At 68.3% G+C, this 18611-nt stretch carries 14 protein-coding genes and 3 pseudogenes; 8 read left to right on the forward strand and 9 right to left on the reverse strand.

What is annotated here, in order from left to right; genetic code table 11:
* Positions 1–3: 3 nt before the first annotated feature.
* Together ACZ4UV_RS09830 and ACZ4UV_RS09835 are read right to left on the reverse strand one after the other, a co-directional pair.
* The gene (locus ACZ4UV_RS09830) at positions 4–1941 is read right to left on the reverse strand and encodes a molybdopterin oxidoreductase family protein (protein WP_451019341.1); all 1938 of its coding nucleotides are present in this window, start codon (positions 1939–1941) and stop codon (positions 4–6) included.
* Positions 1938–2909, reverse strand: coding sequence for a 2-dehydropantoate 2-reductase (locus tag ACZ4UV_RS09835; RefSeq protein ID WP_390034365.1), 972 nt, complete (start codon positions 2907–2909; stop codon positions 1938–1940). The genes ACZ4UV_RS09830 and ACZ4UV_RS09835 overlap by 4 nt, the downstream gene beginning before the upstream one ends.
* A gap of 212 nt (positions 2910–3121) precedes the next feature.
* On the opposite strand from ACZ4UV_RS09835, the gene ACZ4UV_RS09840 reads away from it, so the two are divergent.
* The 4 genes from ACZ4UV_RS09840 (at position 3122) to ACZ4UV_RS09855 (ending at position 6478) form a co-directional block, all read left to right on the forward strand.
* Positions 3122–4450 (forward strand): OFA family MFS transporter, encoded by a 1329-nt coding sequence (locus ACZ4UV_RS09840; protein ID WP_390034364.1) that lies wholly within the window; start codon positions 3122–3124, stop codon positions 4448–4450.
* Complete coding sequence (locus ACZ4UV_RS09845) at positions 4425–4559, forward strand: MFS transporter small subunit (RefSeq protein WP_256215692.1); 135 nt, start codon at positions 4425–4427, stop codon at positions 4557–4559. Before ACZ4UV_RS09840 ends, ACZ4UV_RS09845 begins: the two co-directional genes overlap by 26 nt.
* Before the next feature lie 167 nt (positions 4560–4726).
* Positions 4727–5674, forward strand: coding sequence for a beta-ketoacyl-ACP synthase III (locus tag ACZ4UV_RS09850; RefSeq protein ID WP_451019342.1), 948 nt, complete (start codon positions 4727–4729; stop codon positions 5672–5674).
* Positions 5675–5800: 126 nt separating this feature from the next.
* Positions 5801–6478: a GntR family transcriptional regulator gene (locus ACZ4UV_RS09855; RefSeq protein ID WP_351497470.1), complete on the forward strand. Its 678-nt coding sequence runs from the start codon at positions 5801–5803 to the stop codon at positions 6476–6478.
* A gap of 42 nt (positions 6479–6520) precedes the next feature.
* On the opposite strand, the gene ACZ4UV_RS09860 is transcribed toward ACZ4UV_RS09855, so the two are convergent.
* Positions 6521–7510, reverse strand: coding sequence for a hypothetical protein (locus ACZ4UV_RS09860; protein WP_451019343.1), 990 nt, complete (start codon positions 7508–7510; stop codon positions 6521–6523).
* Between the two features lie 95 nt (positions 7511–7605).
* Positions 7606–7989, reverse strand: a complete 384-nt coding sequence (locus tag ACZ4UV_RS09865; RefSeq protein ID WP_467837187.1) for a VOC family protein — start codon at positions 7987–7989, stop codon at positions 7606–7608.
* Positions 7990–8231: 242 nt separating this feature from the next.
* Here ACZ4UV_RS09865 and ACZ4UV_RS09870 point away from each other — a divergent pair, with 242 nt between their 5' ends.
* A complete protein-coding gene (locus ACZ4UV_RS09870; protein WP_467837190.1) occupies positions 8232–8366 on the forward strand; it encodes a hypothetical protein in 135 nt (44 codons plus the stop codon).
* A 109-nt stretch (positions 8367–8475) separates the two neighbouring features.
* Here the strand turns inward: ACZ4UV_RS09870 and ACZ4UV_RS09875 are convergent.
* Together ACZ4UV_RS09875 and ACZ4UV_RS09880 are read right to left on the reverse strand one after the other, a co-directional pair.
* Positions 8476–9635: pseudogene (locus ACZ4UV_RS09875) on the reverse strand (IS3 family transposase).
* Between the two features lie 1169 nt (positions 9636–10804).
* Positions 10805–11209, reverse strand: a complete 405-nt coding sequence (locus ACZ4UV_RS09880) for a winged helix-turn-helix transcriptional regulator (RefSeq protein ID WP_467837193.1) — start codon at positions 11207–11209, stop codon at positions 10805–10807.
* Between the two features lie 143 nt (positions 11210–11352).
* Here ACZ4UV_RS09880 and ACZ4UV_RS09885 point away from each other — a divergent pair, with 143 nt between their 5' ends.
* Positions 11353–12225 (forward strand): SDR family oxidoreductase, encoded by an 873-nt coding sequence (locus ACZ4UV_RS09885; RefSeq protein WP_467837196.1) that lies wholly within the window; start codon positions 11353–11355, stop codon positions 12223–12225.
* A 28-nt stretch (positions 12226–12253) separates the two neighbouring features.
* Here the strand turns inward: ACZ4UV_RS09885 and ACZ4UV_RS09890 are convergent.
* Positions 12254–13320, reverse strand: a pseudogene (locus ACZ4UV_RS09890) (IS630 family transposase).
* A gap of 757 nt (positions 13321–14077) precedes the next feature.
* Here ACZ4UV_RS09890 and ACZ4UV_RS09895 point away from each other — a divergent pair.
* Both ACZ4UV_RS09895 and ACZ4UV_RS09900 read left to right on the forward strand, forming a co-directional pair.
* Positions 14078–15097 carry a cytochrome P450 gene (locus ACZ4UV_RS09895; RefSeq protein WP_467837198.1) on the forward strand — a complete coding sequence of 340 codons (1020 nt, stop codon included), beginning with the start codon at positions 14078–14080 and terminating at the stop codon, positions 15095–15097.
* Positions 15098–15378: 281 nt separating this feature from the next.
* Positions 15379–15591: pseudogene (locus ACZ4UV_RS09900) on the forward strand (transposase); the annotation flags it as partial.
* Positions 15592–15808: 217 nt separating this feature from the next.
* Here ACZ4UV_RS09900 and ACZ4UV_RS09905 read toward each other — a convergent pair.
* Both ACZ4UV_RS09905 and ACZ4UV_RS09910 read right to left on the reverse strand, forming a co-directional pair.
* A complete protein-coding gene (locus ACZ4UV_RS09905) occupies positions 15809–17206 on the reverse strand; it encodes an OFA family MFS transporter (RefSeq protein ID WP_467837202.1) in 1398 nt (465 codons plus the stop codon).
* Position 17207: 1 nt separating this feature from the next.
* Positions 17208–18596 (reverse strand): OFA family MFS transporter, encoded by a 1389-nt coding sequence (locus tag ACZ4UV_RS09910; RefSeq protein WP_467837204.1) that lies wholly within the window; start codon positions 18594–18596, stop codon positions 17208–17210.
* Between the last annotated feature and the right edge of the window lie 15 nt (positions 18597–18611).

Here is an 18611-nt window from a genome sequence, read left to right on the forward strand (position 1 = left end):
TGGTCACCTCACGATGGTCGCGACCGGGAGCTTCTCGATACGGATCGCCGACGCCTTGAACTCCGCCGTCCCCGCGATCGGGCAGTTCGCCTCGATCGTCAGCTGGTTGGTGTCCACCTCGTCGGGAAAGTGCATGGTCATGAAGGCGAGACCGGGACGCAGTGCCGTGTCGACCCAGACCGGGGCCACCACCGCGCCCCGTCGCGAGGACACCCGGACCTCCTCGCCGACGACCACCCCGTACCGCTCGGCGTCCTCCGGGCACAGCTCGATGTACTCGCCGCGCCGCAGCGGGGAGGCGTAACCACCGCTCTGGACCCCGGTGTTGTAGGAGTCGAGCCGTCGTCCCGTGGTGAGCCGGATCGGGTACTCCTCGTCGGTGAGGTCGACCGGAGGATCGTGCCGGACCAGCCCGAAGGGCGCCGGCATCCCACGCCGGTCCGGGTCCGTCTCCCACAACCGGCCGTGCAGGTACGTCGGTTCGAGGCGCTCGGTGCTCGGGCACGGCCACTGGATGCCCTGGTGCTCGGCGAGACGGTCGTACGTCATCCCGTAGTGGTCCGGGGAGACCGAGCGGAGCTCGCTCCAGACGGCCTCCGCGTCCTGGTACTTCCAGTCGTGGCCGAGCCGGGCCGCCAGTTCGCAGATGATGTCGATGTCCTCGCGGGCCTCGCCGGGCGGGGTCACCGCCCGGCGCACCCGCTGGACCCGGCGCTCACTGTTGGTGGTCGTGCCCTCGGTCTCCGCCCAGCCGGCCGTCGCGGGCAGCACCACGTCCGCCAGCTCCGCCGTCTTCGTGAGGAAGATGTCCTGGACGACCAGGAAGTCGAGGGCCCGGAGCCGTCGTACCGCCTGCTCGCTGTCGGCCTCCGACTGGGCCGGGTTCTCGCCGATGCAGTAGACGGCCCTCAACGTGCCCTCCTCCATCGCCTCGAACATCTCGGTGAGGTTCAGCCCGTAGTGCGGCTCGATGACCGTGTCCCAGGCCGACTCGAACTTCAGCCGCGTCTCCGGGTCGAGGATGTCCTGGAAGCCGGGCAGGCGGTTGGGGATCGCGCCCATGTCGCCGCCGCCCTGCACGTTGTTCTGGCCGCGCAGCGGCTGCAACCCGGCACCCCAGCGGCCGACCTGACCGGTCAGGAGGGAGAGGTTGATCAGGGCGCGGACGTTGTCGGTGCCGTTGTGGTGCTCGGTGATGCCGAGGGTCCAGCACAGCTGGGCGCGCTCGGCGCGGGCGTAGGCGTGCGCCAACTCCCGTATCGCACGGGCCGGTACGCCCGTCACCTTCTCCGCGAGGGACAGCGTCCACGGCTCGACGAGCGCCTTGTACTCCTCGAAGCCGGTGGTCGCCCGCTCGACGAACGCCGCGTTGACCAGCCCCGCGTGGATGATCTCGCGGCCGATCGCGTGCGCCATCGGGATGTCGGTGCCGACGTTCAGCCCGAGCCAGCTCTCCGCCCACTCGGCGGTGGAGGTGCGGCGCGGGTCGACGGCGTACATCCGGGCGCCGTTCCGGATCCCCCTCAGCACGTGCTGGAAGAAGATCGGGTGCGCGAAGCGGGCGTTGGAGCCCCACATCACGATGACGTCGGTGTGCTCGATCTCCTCGTACGAGGAGGTGCCGCCGCCGGAGCCGAAGGCGGCGCTCAGGCCGGCCACGCTCGGGGCGTGACACGTCCGGTTGCAGGAGTCGACGTTGTTGGTGCCCATCACCACCCGGGCGAACTTCTGGGCCACGTAGTTCATCTCGTTGGTGGCGCGGGCGCAGGAGAACATCCCGAACGCGTCGCGGTTGCGCTCCAGGCCGCGGGCCGCGCGGTCCAGGGCCTCCTCCCAGCCCGCCTGCCGGAACGGCTCGTCGCGGGAGTCGCGGATCAAGGGGTGGGTGAGCCGGGTGTAGGTCTTCGGCTGCCGTTTCTCCGTGCGGCTCGTGCGGCTCATGCGGCGCTCCTCAGTGCGAGCAGGTCCGAGATGGCGTGCACGGTGCGCAGGGTGGGCACCTCCACGCCGGTGATCTCCGCCAGCTCGACGACGGCCGCGAGCAGCACGTCGAGTTCCAGCGGCTTGCCGCGCTCCAGGTCCTGGAGCGTGGAGGTGCGGTGGTCGCCGACCTTCTCGGCGCCCGCCAGCCGACGTTCGATGGAGACCCCGACCTCGCAGCCGAGCGCCTCGGCGACGTCGAGCGTCTCGCGCATCATGATCTCGATGACCCGTCGGGTGCCGCCGTGCAGGCACATCTGCCGCATGGTGGCGCGGGCCAGCGCGCTGATCGGGTTGAAGGAGATGTTGCCGAGCAGCTTGAGCCAGATGTCGTTGCGCAGGTCGGGCTCCACGGGGCACTTGAGTCCGCCGGACTGCATGGCCTCGCTGAACCGCAGACAGCGGGTGGACATGCCGCGGTCGGGCTCGCCGACCGAGAACCTGGTGCCCTCCAAGTGCCGGACCACGCCCGGGGCTTCGAGCTCGGTGGCCGCGTACACCACGCAGCCGAGGGCGCGTTCGGGGGCGAGGACGGCGCTGACGGTGCCGTCCGGGTCGACGCTCTCGACGCGGTGGCCGTCGTAGGGGCCGCCGTGCCGGTGGAAGTACCACCAGGGGATGCCGTTCTGGGCGGCGACCACCGCCGTCCGCTCGTGCAGCAGCGGCTCGATCAGCGGCCCGCACGCCGCGTACGAGTTGGCCTTCAGGCCCAGGAAGACGTAGTCGACCGGGCCGACCTCGGCCGGGTCGTCGGTGGCGTGGGCGTGCGCGGTGAAGTCGCCGCGCGGGCTGAGCACCCGTACTCCGTACTGCCTCATGGCCGCCAGATGGGGTCCACGGGCGATGAGATGCACGTCGGCGCCCGCACGGTGGAGCGCGGCACCGACGTAGGCGCCGATCGCACCGGCGCCGAGGACTGCGACTTTCACGGAACGCTCCGTTCGGCTTGAGGGATACCGCGGAGGTGGTCGGGGGGAGAGGGTCGGCCGAATCGTGTCGACGAAATATTGTCTACAGTATGGAGTCGTAGTCGACAAGGGTTCGGACGGCGACCGTTCGGCGCATTCTGGATACCGCTCATCGCATACGATCGAACGGTCGGGTTCTCAACCACCTTGCGGGGCCCTACCGTTCGGGATTCATGAGCAGCCCCCCTGTAGCACCGCCGGGTTGGAGCCGCTGGCTCGTCCCGCCTGCCGCCCTCTCCGTCCATCTCTCCATCGGCCAGGCCTACGCCTGGAGCGTGTTCAAGCCGCCGCTCGAATCCGCGCTGAACCTGAGCGGTACCGAGAGCGCGCTGCCCTTCCAGCTCGCGATCGTGATGCTCGGCCTGTCGGCCGCGTTCGGCGGCACCCTCGTCGAGCGCAACGGACCGCGCTGGGCCATGACGGTGGCCCTGATCTGTTTCTCCTCCGGCTTCCTGATCTCCGCGCTCGGCGCCGAGACCAAGCAGTACTGGCTGATCGTGCTCGGCTACGGCTTCGTCGGCGGCATCGGCCTCGGCATCGGCTACATCTCGCCGGTCTCCACGCTGATCAAGTGGTTCCCGGACCGGCCCGGCATGGCCACCGGCATCGCCATCATGGGCTTCGGGGGCGGCGCGCTGATCGCCTCGCCGTGGTCCGCGCAGATGCTCTCGTCCTTCGGCAGTGACAACGATGGCATCGCCCTCGCCTTCCTGGTGCACGGGCTGTCGTACGCCGTCTTCATGACCCTCGGCGTGCTCCTCATCCGCGTCCCGCGCACCGAGAAGCCGGTCGCGGACGCGCCGAGCGCCTTCGAGGGCGTGCAGGTCTCCGCGAACAGCGCGATCCGCACCCCGCAGTTCTGGTGCCTGTGGGTCGTGCTCTGCATGAACGTGACCGCCGGCATCGGCATCCTGGAGAAGGCCGCGCCGATGATCGCGGACTTCTTCGCCGACAGCTCCACCCCGGTGTCGGCGTCCGCGGCGGCCGGGTTCGTCGCCCTGCTGTCCGCCGCCAACATGGCGGGCCGGATCGGCTGGTCGTCCACCTCCGACCTGATCGGCCGCAAGAACATCTATCGCGTCTATCTGGGTGTGGGCGCCGTGATGTACCTGCTCATCGCGCTGTTCGGGGATTCGTCGAAACCCCTGTTCGTGCTCTGCGCCCTGGTGATCCTCTCCTTCTACGGCGGCGGTTTCGCGACCGTGCCCGCCTACCTGAAGGACCTCTTCGGCACCTACCAGGTCGGCGCCATCCACGGCCGGCTGCTCACCGCCTGGTCCCTCGCGGGTGTGCTCGGCCCGCTGATCGTCAACTGGATCGCCGACCACCAGAAGGACGCCGGCAAGCACGGCTCCGACCTGTACACCCTGTCCTTCGGCATCATGATCGGCCTGCTCGTCGTCGGTTTCGTCGCCAACGAGCTGGTCCGCCCCGTCCATGCCCGCCACCACATCCCCGCCCCGAGGGAGGCCGTCGATGTCGAACGAGAGCAGCCGGCCTGAGCCGGACCGCCGCTGGCTGATCGCCGTCGCCTGGGTCTGGGTGGGCGCGCCGTTCGCCTACGGGGTATACGAACTCGTGCAGAAAGCGACACAGCTGTTCAACGGGTGAGTCCGGTGTCCAACGGGTGAGTCCGGGGAATGCTCGGGCGTCCGAGGGTCTGCAAGAAGCCGACAACTCGGGCGCCCGTTTCCTGTGGCCTCACGTGCCGTCGTACCCGTGAGTCACTGAACAGACTGGTGGACCCATACCGAGGCAACGAGGGGGCTCCACCACCCATGAACGGCTCGCGCATCGCCGCCGTCGGCCACTACCAGCCCGCCAGGGTACTCACCAACGAGGACCTGGCGGGCATGGTCGACACCAGTGACGAGTGGATCCGCAGCCGGGTGGGCATCAACACCCGGCACATCGCCGGCCCCGACGAACCCGTCGACGAGCTGGCCGCGCACGCCGCCGCCAAGGCCCTCGCCGCGGCGGGCCTCACCCCCGCGGACATCGACCTGGTCCTGGTCGCCACCTCCACCGCGATCGACCGCTCCCCGAACATGGCCGCGCGCGTCGCCGCCCGGCTCGGCATCCCGCAGCCCGCCGCGATGGACGTCAACGTCGTGTGCGCCGGTTTCACCCACGCGCTCGCCACCGCCGACCACACCGTCCGGGCCGGTGCCGCCACCCGGGCGCTCGTCATCGGCGCCGACAAGATGTCCGAGGTGACGGACTGGACCGACCGTACGACGTGCGTCCTGGTCGGCGACGGGGCGGGCGCGGCCGTCGTCGAGGCGTGCGGGCCGGGCGAGGAGCCCGGGATCGGACCGGTCCTGTGGGGTTCCGTCCCCGAGATGAGCCACGCCGTACGGATCGAGGGCACCCCGCCCCGGTTCGCGCAGGAGGGGCAGAGCGTCTACCGCTGGGCCACCACCCAGCTGCCGCCCATCGCCCGGCGCGCCTGCGAGAAGGCCGGGATCGCCCCCGCCGACCTGGCGGCCGTCGTCCTGCACCAGGCCAACCTGCGGATCATCGAGCCGCTCGCGGCGAAGATCGGTGCGGTCAACGCGGTCGTCGCGCGGGACGTCACCGAATCCGGCAACACGTCGGCGGCGAGCATTCCGCTCGCCCTCTCCAAGCTGGTCGAACAGGGACGGGTGTCGAGCGGCGATGCGGTCCTGCTGTTCGGCTTCGGCGGCAACCTGTCCTACGCGGGGCAGGTCGTGCGGTGTCCGTGAGAGGCGCTCCGCGGTGTGACGTGGTCGACTCCCGCTTCTGTCGGCAGCTGTGCGCCGTAGACTGTAGACGAAAGACAATCGATACTGAGTGTCCGTCGTAGCGGGTGTCTGCCGAAGGGGGACCCGATGTTGTCAGCCGGACTGCCGCAGGGCGCGGTGCCCAAGCTCGAACGCCCCGGACCGCTCCGCGACCGCGTGTACGAGGCGCTGCTGGAACTCATCACCACCCGTGCCCTGCAGCCCGGCCAGCACCTCGTCGAGAGCGAACTCGCCGGCCACCTCGGCGTCTCCCGGCAGCCGGTGCGTGAGGCGCTCCAGCGGCTGAACACCGAGGGCTGGGTGGACCTGCGCCCCGCACAGGGCGCATTCGTCCACGAGCCGACGGAGGCGGAGGCCGACCAACTCCTCACGGTCCGCACCCTGTTGGAGGCGGAGGCGGCGCGGCTGGCGGCAGCCAACGCGGGCAGTGCGGGCGTGGCCGCCCTCGAATCCCTCTGCGCCGAGGGCGAGAAGGCGGTCGCCGCGGACGACGTGGACGGAGCCGTCGCCCTGAACGCCGCGTTCCACGCCAAGATCATGGACCTGGCCGGCAACACGGTCCTCGCCGAACTCGCCGCCCAGGTCGACCGGCGGGTCCGCTGGTACTACACCCCCGTTGCCCGCCAGCGCGGCCACCAGTCCTGGATCGAACATCGCGAACTGATCGCGGCGATCACGGCGCGAGACGAGCAACTGGCGACCACGCTGATGCGCGAACACACCGAGCACACGCGACGGTCGTACCACGAGCGGGCACAGGCCTGAGCCGGGTGACGGTGCGGGGCGCGTCCGTCCCGGCCGGGCGGTTCACGGCAGCGTGATGAGAGCGATGCTCTCTGCCGTCACGACGGCCAGCCGGGTGCCGTCGGGGTGGAGGGCAGCGACGGGGGTGGGAACGCGCCGGTAGCCGAAGCAGGTCGGTTTGACGGGCACGGCGACCTCCGGCCACTCCGCCACGATGCGCCCGGTGACCGGGTCGAGCAGCCGCGGGTGGCCCAGGAACGAGATCACCTGGTCACCACGGGGCAGGAGCAGGACACCCGGGTCGGTATCGGCGACGGGACTGCGGTGGAGCCAGCGGCCCTCGGCGATCGACCACACGCCGAGGTGGCGCGGGGGCAGCCCGGCGGTCTCCTCCTCGTCCCACTCCTCGGCCCCCGTCGCCAGGACCAGCCGGTCTGCGTCGAGCCAGCAGCCGGCCGTCACCTCGGCATTCATCACCGCCGCAATCGGCAGTACGCCCTCGCCGTCCAGGGTGCCGGGGTCGGAGAGCGCGAGCGCGGTGTCGTAGACCAGGGCCATCCCGAAGGGCTGCCAGACCCAGCCGACCGAGAGCAGGTAGCGGCCGTCCGGGCTCAGGGCGAGCCTGGAGTGGAAGACGTCCTCCGGCTCCCGCCCGCCGGCGGTCAGCCGCTCCCCGCTCGCCGCGTCCTCGATCTGGAGCACGTTGTACTCGTCCGGGCAGTGCACGACGACCTCGCGTCCGTCGCCCAACCTGCCGAGGGCGAGCGGGTAGTCGTAGTTCGGCGCCCGGTAGTAGCTGCGGTTCAGCTCCCGTACGACCCGTTCGCCTTCGAGCAACGCACCCTTGGTGCCGCGCTCCTGGTACACCGCGGAGTAGCGCCCCGAGGCCGAGGCGGTCCCGGCGTCGAACGGAAAGCTCCACGCGAAGGGCGCCCGCCGCTCCACCCCGTCTCGGCCCCAGCGCCGACCGCCCCCGGTCGCGGAGACCAGTTCGTCGCCGTCCCACACCAGCGACTTCGGCGCCGACTTCACCGGTATCGACTCCACAGTCATCGATGACCCCCCTTCGGAGCGCCTCGGGCGGGCCTCCGCCGGGAATCTACGGGACCCCGCTCAGCCGGTGCGTACGAGTTTCGCGGGTCCTGTTCCTACCCGTCGTCGTGGCACAGGCAGAAGGGGTGACCGGCGGGATCGAAGAGCACGCGTACGTTGTCCTGCGGCTGGTCCGGCGCGAGTACCGCTCCCCGGGCGACGGCCTCGGCCACCGCCCCGTCGAGATCGGCCACCTGGAAGTCGAGGTGCATCATCGTGCGCTGCTCACCGTCGACCGGCGGCCAGGTGGGCGGCCGATATCCGGCGGCCTCCTGGAAGACGATGTACACGGCTCCCTGGGGCGGCGCGACGACAGCCGTCCCCGGCTCCTCGTGCACGATGGGCCACTCCAGCAGTCCCGCGTAGAAACGGGCGAGGAGTGCCGGATCCGGTGCCTCGACGGCCGTTCCCCACCACATGTCGATTGTTCGGGATCGCATGGTCGACGCTACCGCGGCGCCGCGGGTCCTGCGTTGAACAGACCGACGAGCCGCTGGTCATTGGCCTGCCCGGTCCCATTACGGGAGTGCCAGCTCTTCCTCGATCCCCTACAGGGTCTTTCTGGCCGCCTAGTCACTCCCCGTGAGCTGCGCCCCGGACGCCCTCCACGGCCCTCCGGGGCGCTCTTGTGTCTGGGGCGGCGCCGGAGCCCGAGGCTGGCTCTCAGCCCCTCCGAGACCCCGTGGGAGCCCGGAGCAATGTCGAGCTGATCACCGAGCCCGCAACGGTCTTGCGGTACGCCCAGGCGCGGGACGCGGCGATGCACCACGCGGTCTCGTACGAACAGGTCGCGGCGCAGCTGGCCGCGAAGGAGTAAGGCAGGTCGCTGACCGGTGAGCACGGACTACCAGCAGGCGCGCGAGGCGCTCGGCGTGCGGCTGCGCGAACTCTGACCTGCCCCACGGTTTGGGTTCCAGCTGCGTTGGCTAACTGGCGGCGGGGATGGTGTCTTGTTCGGAGAGTAGTTCGTACTCGATCGGGGTGCGGTAGCCCAGGGCTGAGTGGCGCCGCTGTCGGTTGTGGAAGACCTCGATGTACTCGAAGATCGCGTTCGCCAACTCGACCCGGGTCTTCCACCGTTTGCGATTCAACAGCTCGATCTGCATCGAGGACCAGAACGACTCCATCATCGCGTTGTCCAGGCCGTCTCCGACCGTGCCGAACGATGGCAGGAGCCCGGCGGAGCGGATCCTTTCCCCGAAGACCCATGAGGTGAACTGGGTGCCGTGATCGGCGTGCACTATCCCGCCTGGTTCGGGGCGCCGGTTGCGGAGGGCCATGTCTAACGCGTTGACCACGAGGGTGGAGTCCTGTCTGGAGTCGATCGACCAGCCCACGATCTTGCGGCTGAACGCGTCCAGGACCGCAGCGCAGTACACCCACCCTTCTCTGGTGCGGTGTTGCGTGATGTCGGTGACCCACAGCTCGTTGGGACGCAGCCGATGGAACTTCCGGTTGACCAGGTCATCGGCGGTGACGACACCCCGCAGGCGCTTGATCCGCACCGGTCCGGGCAGTCCGTAGATCCCGGCCTGTGTCATCAGCACCGACACGGTCCTCGAGCACACCTGGATGCCCATGCCCAGGGTGAGCTCGGCGTGGACGCGGCGGTAGCCGAAGGTGCCGCGTGAGGCGACGTGGACCTCCCGGATCAGCCCGGTCAGCCACTCCCGTCGCAGCTGCCGCGGTGTGGTCGGGGTGCGCTTGTGTTTGTAGTAGTTCTGCCGGGCGACCCCGAGGATCCGGCAGCATCGGTCGACCGGTGCCCCGGCATCGACGAGACGGTCGATCACCGGGTAGAGCCTTTTGGGGCCGGCTTGTCCTCGCCGAGGAACCTGGCGGCCTTGCGGACGATCTCGAGCTCGGTTTCCAGCTCGCGGATTCGTCGCCGCGCTGCACGCAGCTCTGCGGACTCCTCCGAGACCCTGCCAGGGCGCCGTCCGTTGTCGACGTCGTCCTGGCGCAACCACTTCGACAACGTGACCGGATGGACGCCGAGGTCAACGGCGATCTGCTGCTGTTCTTTTCCTGCCCGCACCAACGCGATGGCGCGGGCGCGGAACTCAGCGGGGTAGGCGCGGGGCATGTCCGGCAGCCTTTCGTGAAGGCCGTCAGTCAGCCAGCAGAGCTGGAACCTGAGAGGTGGGGCAGGTCAAGATGTCACGCGATCGTGCGGCAGACCCGTCGAGGCCCGCGCCAGCTCGATGTTCCTACCCAAGCCCGGTCACTCGCTGCGCCCCGCGAACCCCGGCACAACCTACCTGCCTGTCTCGAGCCGCTGAAGCTGGGTTCACTGCTCGGTCTGCAACGCTGCCAGCCTGAGCGGTGAACCCGGGAGCATCCCCATCTATCCCAGAGATAGCTAGAGCACCCTCTGACCTGCCGTTTTTCAGCAGCTATCCCGAGTCAGCGCCATCGCGGGGACACCCGTCAGCTATCCCCAGAGCCCTCTTCCGGGGTTTCTGCCCGGGATGGCCAGAGTGCCAGTTTCTTTGCATTTTTCCGGATGAGGGGGCTTGTCACCGTGTGTCCATTGGACAATAGAAGCCGGAACCGGAGATGGTCCCCTCGATCAAGATATGTCCCGGCCACTCTTTCATTGTGGGTGATTCCGTCAAGCGCAGGGATAATCGGTGGCACATTTCCCCATCTGCCACGGGGGTCGAATCTTTGCCCGTCCACCGTCTCGAATCGCCGTTTGCTGTATGTCCACGCGTAACGACACAGTTCCACCCGCTCCAGAGTTACAGGGGTCGCGCCATGGTTGACGAGGCGAAGGATGAAGATATGATGCCATTCTTCCGTGCCGGGTTTCCGTGCCCGAACCCCGTTGCGATATAGCCTCACCTTGATCTTGGGCCGTCCTCGCTTGAACGTGCGATACGAGATGACCATGTTCAGGGAGGCAGCAGCAGCGCTTCCGATCGCGATTCCGCGGGCCCACCAGTCGGCAGCCATGGCTACTCTCCGGCTTCAATCAAGACATCCGGCCGCGACGACAGCTCGCGAGCGAGACCGTCACGTCGACCCCCGGAAAGAGGGCACTGATCGATGCAACAACGAGGGCAACGACTGGAAGCGACATGTGCCAAGGATGCCCACCAAGTCCCCGCCCTGCCCTGGGTTTGAGGAACATCAGCGGTTGCATCTACTGAGGTTGAACTCGTGATGTCGCCGGGTTGCTCAGGTGAGTCCTATTGTCGGGCCGGCTTCGGCGAGGCAGCCGTCTATGACCAGACCGCCGGCCGCTGCCGATTACCGGGTGCGCTCAGTGCGGTCGTCGTACTCTTCGCGGGCGGTGATGACTTCTTCGATGTGCAGCACGGACCATTCCGTGAGCGCCTTCAGCGGTTCCCGCAGCGTCTGGCCGAGCGCAGTCAGCTCATACTCCACGTGTGGCGGCACCTCTGGGTAGACGGTCCGGCTGACCAGCCCGTCGCGTTCGAGGGTGCGCAGCGTCTGGGTGAGCATCTTCTCGCTCACGCCCGCCAGCGCCTGCCGGAGCTGGCCGAACCGGGAGGCCCCGTTCCGGCCGAGTTCGCCCAACACGAGGACCGCCCACTTGCTGCCGATCTGGTCGAGCAGATCCCGCGACGGGCAGCCGCGCTCGTACGGATCGAACGACGGTATGGGCCCGGTCACGTTCTCGACAGCAGTCACACGGCTCACCTCAATGCTATCGGTCCGGTAAGTACCATACCAAGAAGTGGCTACTCCCCAATGGAGAGTGTCCAGGTCATTCTGTGTCCATCCCACCGCGGACGGACCGCGGCAGGCGTGCGAGGCACGCGCGGAAGGAAGGAATGACCATCATGCCGATCGTCGTCACTGGAGCCACCGGCCAACTGGGCAGACTCACCATCGAGGCACTGCTGCGGCGCGGGATCCTGGCCGCGGACATCATCGCGACCGGCCGGGACATCGCCAGGATCAAGGACCTGGCCGACCGAGGCATCACGGTACGCCGCGCCGACTTCGCGGAGACCGACGGCCTGGCCGAGGCATTCGCGGGTGCGGACAGGCTGCTGCTGATCTCGGCCTCGGTCCCCGTGGGCGAGCGGGTCGCCAACCACCGCCGCGTGATCGACGCTGCGGCGTCCGCAGGCGTGTCGCTAGTGGCGTACACGAGCACGACGCACGCGGACACGGCCACCACCGTCATCGGTGCCACGCACGGCGAGACCGAGGAGTATCTGCGGGACCGCGGAATCCCCAGCGTGCTGCTGCGCAACGGCTGGTACCTGGAGAACTACACCAGCCAACTGCCGCAGATCCTGCAGAACGGCGCCGTCGTCGGCGCCGCAGGCGAGGGGCGGATCAGTGCCGCGTCCCGCGCCGACTACGCCGAGGCCGCAGCGGTCGTCCTCACCGCTGAAGGCCACACCGGCGCCGTGTACGAGCTCGGCGGCGACGAATCCTTCACCCTGACTGAGCTCGCCGCCGCGATCTCCGCTGCGGCCGGAAAGCAGGTGACCTACTCTGACCTCCCGGTGACCGACTTCGCCCAGGTACTGGCCGCTGCGGGCCTACCCGCCGAGCTGGCGGAGGTCCTCGCTGACGCTGACCGCGGCATGAACCGCGGCGAGATGTACACCGACTCAGGCGACTTGCGCCGCCTGATCGGCCGCCCGCCCGCGACCCTGGCCGAGGCACTCGCGGTCGCCCTGCGTTACTGAGGTTGAACTCGTGATGTGGCCGGGTTACTCAGGTGGGTCTGATGGTCAGGCCGGTCTCGGCGAGGCAGCCGTCTATGAGTTCGCTGCGGTACTGGATGTGCCGTAGACCGCGCCGGATGCGCTGGACGAGGTGGTCGGGGGTACTGAAGGCGACGTTGGAGAGCCAGCCGCGTCGCAGGAGGGACCAGATTCCCTCGACGGGATTGAGGTCGGGTGCGTAGGGCGGCAGATAATAGATGGTCAGCCAGTCCCGGGCCTCGGCGAACTTTTGCAGGTGGGCGGCCTAGTGGACGTTGAGGTTGTCCCAGACGAGCACGATCGGGCCGCCGAGCTGCTGGCGTGCTGCAATCAACAGGTCCCGGTAGTCGCGCCAGGAGAAGCTCTTGCGCCCATCGCGACGGCCGTCGTCATGGCGGGGCCGGTAGATGAGCCTGGAGCGGTGACCGGGTCTGTAGCAGGTCAGCGCGGCGATGGAAATCCGTCTGCGGGAGCGGCCGCGGACCCGCACCACCGGGGTCCGGCCGCGCTGTGACCAGGTCTTCGCGTGCGGCGGCGTCATGGAGAATCCGGCTTCGTCCTCGAAGACGAGCCAGGCTCCACGGGCCGCCGCGAGTCTTCCGCGCAGGGCCACACCTCCTTGACCCACCCGGCCACCGCCTCGTCATCCCGCTCCATGGCCCGTCGGGCCGGGACCTGCCAGGACCAGCCGTTACGCGCCAGCAGTTTCCGCACGCCCTGGATCGTGTAGGCCATGTGGAAGCGCCGACCGTTCACCGTCTTGATCCGCGCCAGTGTCCAGCGCTGGTCCTCCCAGCCGTGCGCGGCCGACCCCTTGGCCAGCTCCGCCTCCAGCTGCGCGAACTGCTCCTGGCTCAGCCTCGGCAGCGATGCCGGCCCCTGCGACCGCAGGGCCCGCGGTCCGCCCTCCTCCCACTTCTGCCGCCACCGTTGTACCGAGCGGACGTTGACACGCAGGGCCTTGGCGATGACCGAGGTCGCCTCGCCCTGGGCGAACCGCTCGGCCGCCTTGAGCCGTAACTCCTCGCGGAACTGCTGCCGTTCGGCAGTCAGCCCGCCTCCTTGTGGATACCGCATGCCCCGGTGATACCGCACATGCGGACACGCGGGTACGACCCGATACGCTTCGTCACCTGGGGAGTGCTTCTTTCCGTGCAGCCGACAGGACCCTAGACAAGTCCCATCGTTGCAGGTCAGGAGCACTCTTCGCTTATTTGATCAAGCCTCGGACACCCCACCTGATGAAAGCGCGAGGCTGATCAACGCGCTCACCGTGCTGCCGACCACGACCGGCGTACTGGTGTCGTACGGAGCCGGGCGTTACCGGTGGATCCGCGTCCGGAACGGCGGCAGAGGGAACGCGCCGCGTTTCACCTCGTCCCGTGGACCCGTCGCCCTGCCATCGGCTGCCGGCACGGCGGCCTATCGCGGACCGGTTGTGCGAGGCGGTCAGCCCTGTCCGTCTTGCTGAGGAGAACGAGGCTTCAGCCTCGCCTCGTTCCGTCCGGATGCGTTCCCGGTTCCCCCACGGAGCGCCGTAGGCCTCTCCGGGGAATCCAGGCGGTACCCACCCCGGTATGGGACCGGCTTAGTGTGACGGCCTCACAGGCCGCCGATCTGTGGGACCCGGGCGCCGCAAAAGACAGGTAGCTTTTGAAAGGGTGGAACATTCATGAGTTCTGCTGTCCCTCTCCTTGAGGGGATTGATCCTTACGGGATCCAAGTGCTGCGGGAGCCTGCGAGTACCTACGGGCAAATACGAGAGGCAGGGCCTGTGGTCTACTCCCGTGAACGAGAGGTCTGGCTCGTAGGCCGCTACGACTCAGCGTGTCGTGTGCTGCGCGATCACCGGGAGTTCCGCTCCGGGCTCGGTGCGGGCTACACCCGGGTGCCGGAGCACGGAAACAACTACCCGCTGGTCGACAGCGATCCGCCCCGTCACACACGCGTGCGGCGTTCTGTGCAAACGGAGTTCGGCCGTGAAGCGATGGAACGGCTTCGTCCCGTGGTCCGTGCGACCGCCGTCGGACTGGTGGAGGCTGCTGCTGCGGCCGGGCAGATCGACGCTGTTTCCTTCTTCGCCTCGCCGCTGCCCGATCTGTCCACGCGACTGCTCACCGGTATCGAGCCGCCCGATTCCCTCCGCATGCGGGTCTGGGCCAACGCGGTGGGCCAACTCCACGGCCCCGACCTCGACCCCCGTGAGGGGAACCTGGTTTCTCAGGCGTTCAACTGGCTGTTGGATGAGGGCGTTCCGGCACTGCCGAAGCACTGCATGGGGCGCCGTGTCATGGAGGACGGCGGGATGAACGGAGCCCTGGCGGAATCCGAGCGGCTGACGACGCTCTTCTCGCTCTGGTTGGCCGGCGTCGATTCTTCGAGCGGTCTCATCGGTAACGCCGTGAATGCCTTCGCCGAGTTTCCCGAGGAGTGGGACGCTGTGCTTGCCGACCCCGGCCTGATTCCGAACGCCGTGGAAGAAGTGCTGCGCTGGGACTCGCCGTTGCGCTCGGTCTACCGCCGTACGACCGCCGACGTGGACTTTGATGGGGTTGTCGTCCCCGCCGACGCAGACGTGTGCGTGCTTATACCCCCCGCCAATCGAGACCCGCGCAGGTTCACGGATCCGGACCGCCTGAACATCAGCCGCGTCGACGCCAAAGCCCATCTGGCCCTCGGCACATCAATCCATCTGTGTGTCGGTGCTCCCCTGGCCAGGATGGAAGCGATCGAACTTCTGACTGCTTTGGCCCGCAGGGTCCGGCGCATCGAGCGGACCGCGCCCGCAGTGCGCGCGGCCAGCCAGACGATGAGCAAGTTCGAGTCGTTGCCGGTGCGGCTCGTCGCCGGCTGACCCCCTGGATCCGGGACCACATGTGTACCGCGGTGTGTTGCCGGTGTTCCAAGTCCTCGTCTGCTGCCCGGCGCAAGGACCGAGCAGGGCTGAAGATCCAGGACGACTTCGGACCCAGGGGGGTGGGTGGGAGTGAGGAACAGAGGTCGGTTGCGTCCTTGGAGATGATGTACGGGTTCGACCTGATCCGGGGGTTTGCTCCGGCGTCGGGGTGATGCCCGCATAGACGAACGGCCACCGGCTGATCTTCGAGGTGTCGAAGCCCGAAGGAGATCAGCACGATGACCGCTCCAGACAGTCTGCCGCTGCATGCCCTCGCCGAGGACAACCTCGCCACGGCGAGTCCCGATCTGCTGCGGGCGATGGTGAAGACGTTCGCCGACGCGCTCATGTCCGCGGAGGCAGACGCCCTCTGCGGTGCCGAATACGGGCAGGTCAGCGAGGATAGAGTCAACCACCGCAACGGTTATCGCCCGCGCGAGTGGGACACGAGGTGCCCGGTCCCATGACGAGGGACCGTTTCTGCCGCTCTCGTCGGTGGGTCGGTCTCGGGTGTCTCAGGCTGTCCGTCGAGGTCTACCGCCTTCCGGACCGGCAGCAGCATTGTCCGGGCCAGCGGCGAAGGCCGTCTCCGGAAGCGGCTGAGTCCCGGACTCGGGTCCGGGACTCACCCCATCGGGAACACCTCGCCCCGAGGTTCGGCGGAAACCGTCAGGCAGCCGTCTGCGGCTGCATCACCCCCGCCTTGGTGGTCGTCCCCCGCCCCGGCTGCCGCAACAGCAGCGCCACCCCCGCCGCCAGCATCGAGACGCCGCCCGCCAGGGCGTAGGCCCCGTTGTAGCCCCAGGCGCCGACGACCATGGAGCCGAGGCCGCCGCCGAAGAGGCCGCTGATGAGTTTGCCGCTGTAGACGAGGCCGTAGTTGGTGGCGTTGTAGTTCTCGCCGAAGTAGTCCGGGGTGAGGGCGGCGAAGAGCGGGTAGAAGGCGCCGCCGCCGAAGCCGGAGAGGAAGGCGAAGAACAGGAACAGCCACTCGCTCTTGATGTCACCGGCCCAGATCACGCCGAACTGGGCGAGGCCCAGGACGACGATGACGAAGACGAGGGTCGGCTTGCGGCCGAGGCGGTCGGAGAGCCAGCCGACCACGCCGCGGCCTATGCCGTTGATGACCGCCATCACGCCCATGGACGAGGCCGCGACCAGGGGGCCGAAGCCGACGTCCTTCGCGAAGTCCACCTGGAAGGAGATGCCGAAGATCGAGACGCCGGCCGTCATGACGATGGAGATCCACATCAGCGGGAGCATGCCGGTGCGGATCGCCTCCTTGGGGGTGAACTGGCGTACCGCGGGCGGGTTCTTGGCGAGGGCAGCCGCGGTCTTGGTGCCGCCCGAGTGCATGAGTGGGTCGATGTCGGCCGGCCACCAGTTCTTCGGCGGGTCCTTGAAGAAGAACGCGGTGACGAGGACCACGACCATCACGTAGGCGCCGATGAGGTCCAGGACCCGGTGGTAGTTCGCCGTGTCGAAGGCGTAGTTGAAGATGAAGATGAAGGGGAGCGAGCCGTAGGCGAAGCCGCCGTTCACGAAACCCGTGCGGGCGCCCCGGCGTTCGGGGAACCACTTGCCGACCATGTTGATGCAGGTCGCGTAGACCAGGCCGGAGCCGAGGCCGCCGATCACGCCGAAGCCGATGATCGCCAGCCAGATCTCGCTGATGTGGGAGAGCGCCAGGAAGCCGACCAGGCACATCACGGAACCCGTGTACATGGCGCGCCGCGCGGTCAGGAAGCCCTTCTCGCGCAGCCAGCCCGCCGGGAACGCGATGCCGGCCTGGAAGAACACCCAGACGCTCAGGATCCAGAAGGTGTTGGACTGTGTCCAGCCGTGCGCGTGGGACAGGGTGTCCTCCGCGGAGCCGTACGCGTACTCGAAGACGCTGATGGCCATCATGGCGATCCAGGGGAGGTACACCATGATGTTGCGGGAGTGGCCGAGGATGTCCCGGTCGGTCTCGCCGATCCGGTAGACGCGGCCGCGGGCGTCCGTGACCTCGCGGTACGGGCGGCGTCCGGCACCGGTGCTGTTCGTGGCTACAGGGTCAGCCGTCATGTCACGCCATCTCCTCGCCGAGCGGTTGCGGGTTGGGGACGATGCGCCGGGCGCTGGGCCTGCCCGGTGCCTTGAGGAAGAGGGCCAGCACTGCGGAGGCCAGGCCGACGGAGCCCGCGAGCACGAACGCGCCGTGGTAGTCCCACTCACCGACGACGACCGCGCCCAGACCGGAGCCCACCAGGCCGGAGATCAGCTTGGAGCTGTAGACCATTCCGTAGTTGGTGGCGTTGTTGTTCTCGCCGAAGTAGTCCGCCGTCATGGCCGCGAAGAGCGGGAAGATCGCCCCGCCGCCGAACCCGGAGACCATGGAGCAGAACAGGAAGAACGGCATGCTGTGCGTCTGGCCGGAGACCAGCACGCCGAACTGGGCGGTGCCGAGCACGATGCACACGATGATGAGCGTGTTGCGGCGGCCGTGGCGGTCGGAGATCCATCCGATGACGCCGCGGCCGGTGCCGTTGACGATGGCCTTCAGGGACATGGCCGTGGCGACGATCCCGCCCGCGAACCCCATGTCCTTGCCGAACGGCACCTGGAAGGCGATGCCGAAGATATTGATCCCGGCCGTGCAGAGCAGACAGAACCACATCATCCACAGGACGGGGGTACGGGCGGCCTCCTTGGGTGTGTACTGCTTGATCGCCGGCGGGTTCTTCTCCAACGCCCGCCGTATCCTCGGGTCCTGAGTCACCTTCAGCGGATCGACGTGCGGCGGCCACCAGTTCTTCGGCGGGTCCTTGAAGAACCAGCCGGCCGACGCCACCATCAGGCACAGCCCGATGCCGACCGAGGAGAGGACGACCCTGTAGTTGCTCAGGTCGAGCACCGAGGTGAAGAGGAAGACGAAGGGCACGGATCCGTAGGCGAAACCGCCGTTCACGAAGCCCGTCTTGCCGCCCTTGCGCTCCGGGTACCACTTGCCGACCATGTTCACGCAGGTCGCGTAGACGAGACCGGCGCCGATACCGCTGCACATGCCGAAGCCGAGATAGGCGACGACCACGTTCGGTGCGAACGCCAGCGACACATAGCCCAGCAGTGTGCCCACCGCGCCGATCAGCATGGCCGTACGCGCGGGGAGCCGTCCGCTCTCCCGCAGTTGCCCGGCCGGGAAGGCCACGGCCGCCTGGAAGAACACCCAGACGCCCATCAGCCAGAAGATGTGCCCGCTGCTCCACAGATACGCCTCGTGCAGCGTGTCCTCCGCCGACGTGAACGCGTACTCGGCGGAACTGATGCCCATCATGCCCACCCAGGGCAGGATGACCATCCATGTGCGTGTCCGGCCCATGAGATCGACATCGCGTTCGCCGATGCGGTACCTGCGGCCGTTGCGGTCCGTCACCTCCCTGAAAGGGACGGACGTCGACAGATCGATGGATGACATGTCTGCTCAGCACCC

Source organism: Streptomyces sp. NPDC028289, assembly GCF_055565975.1.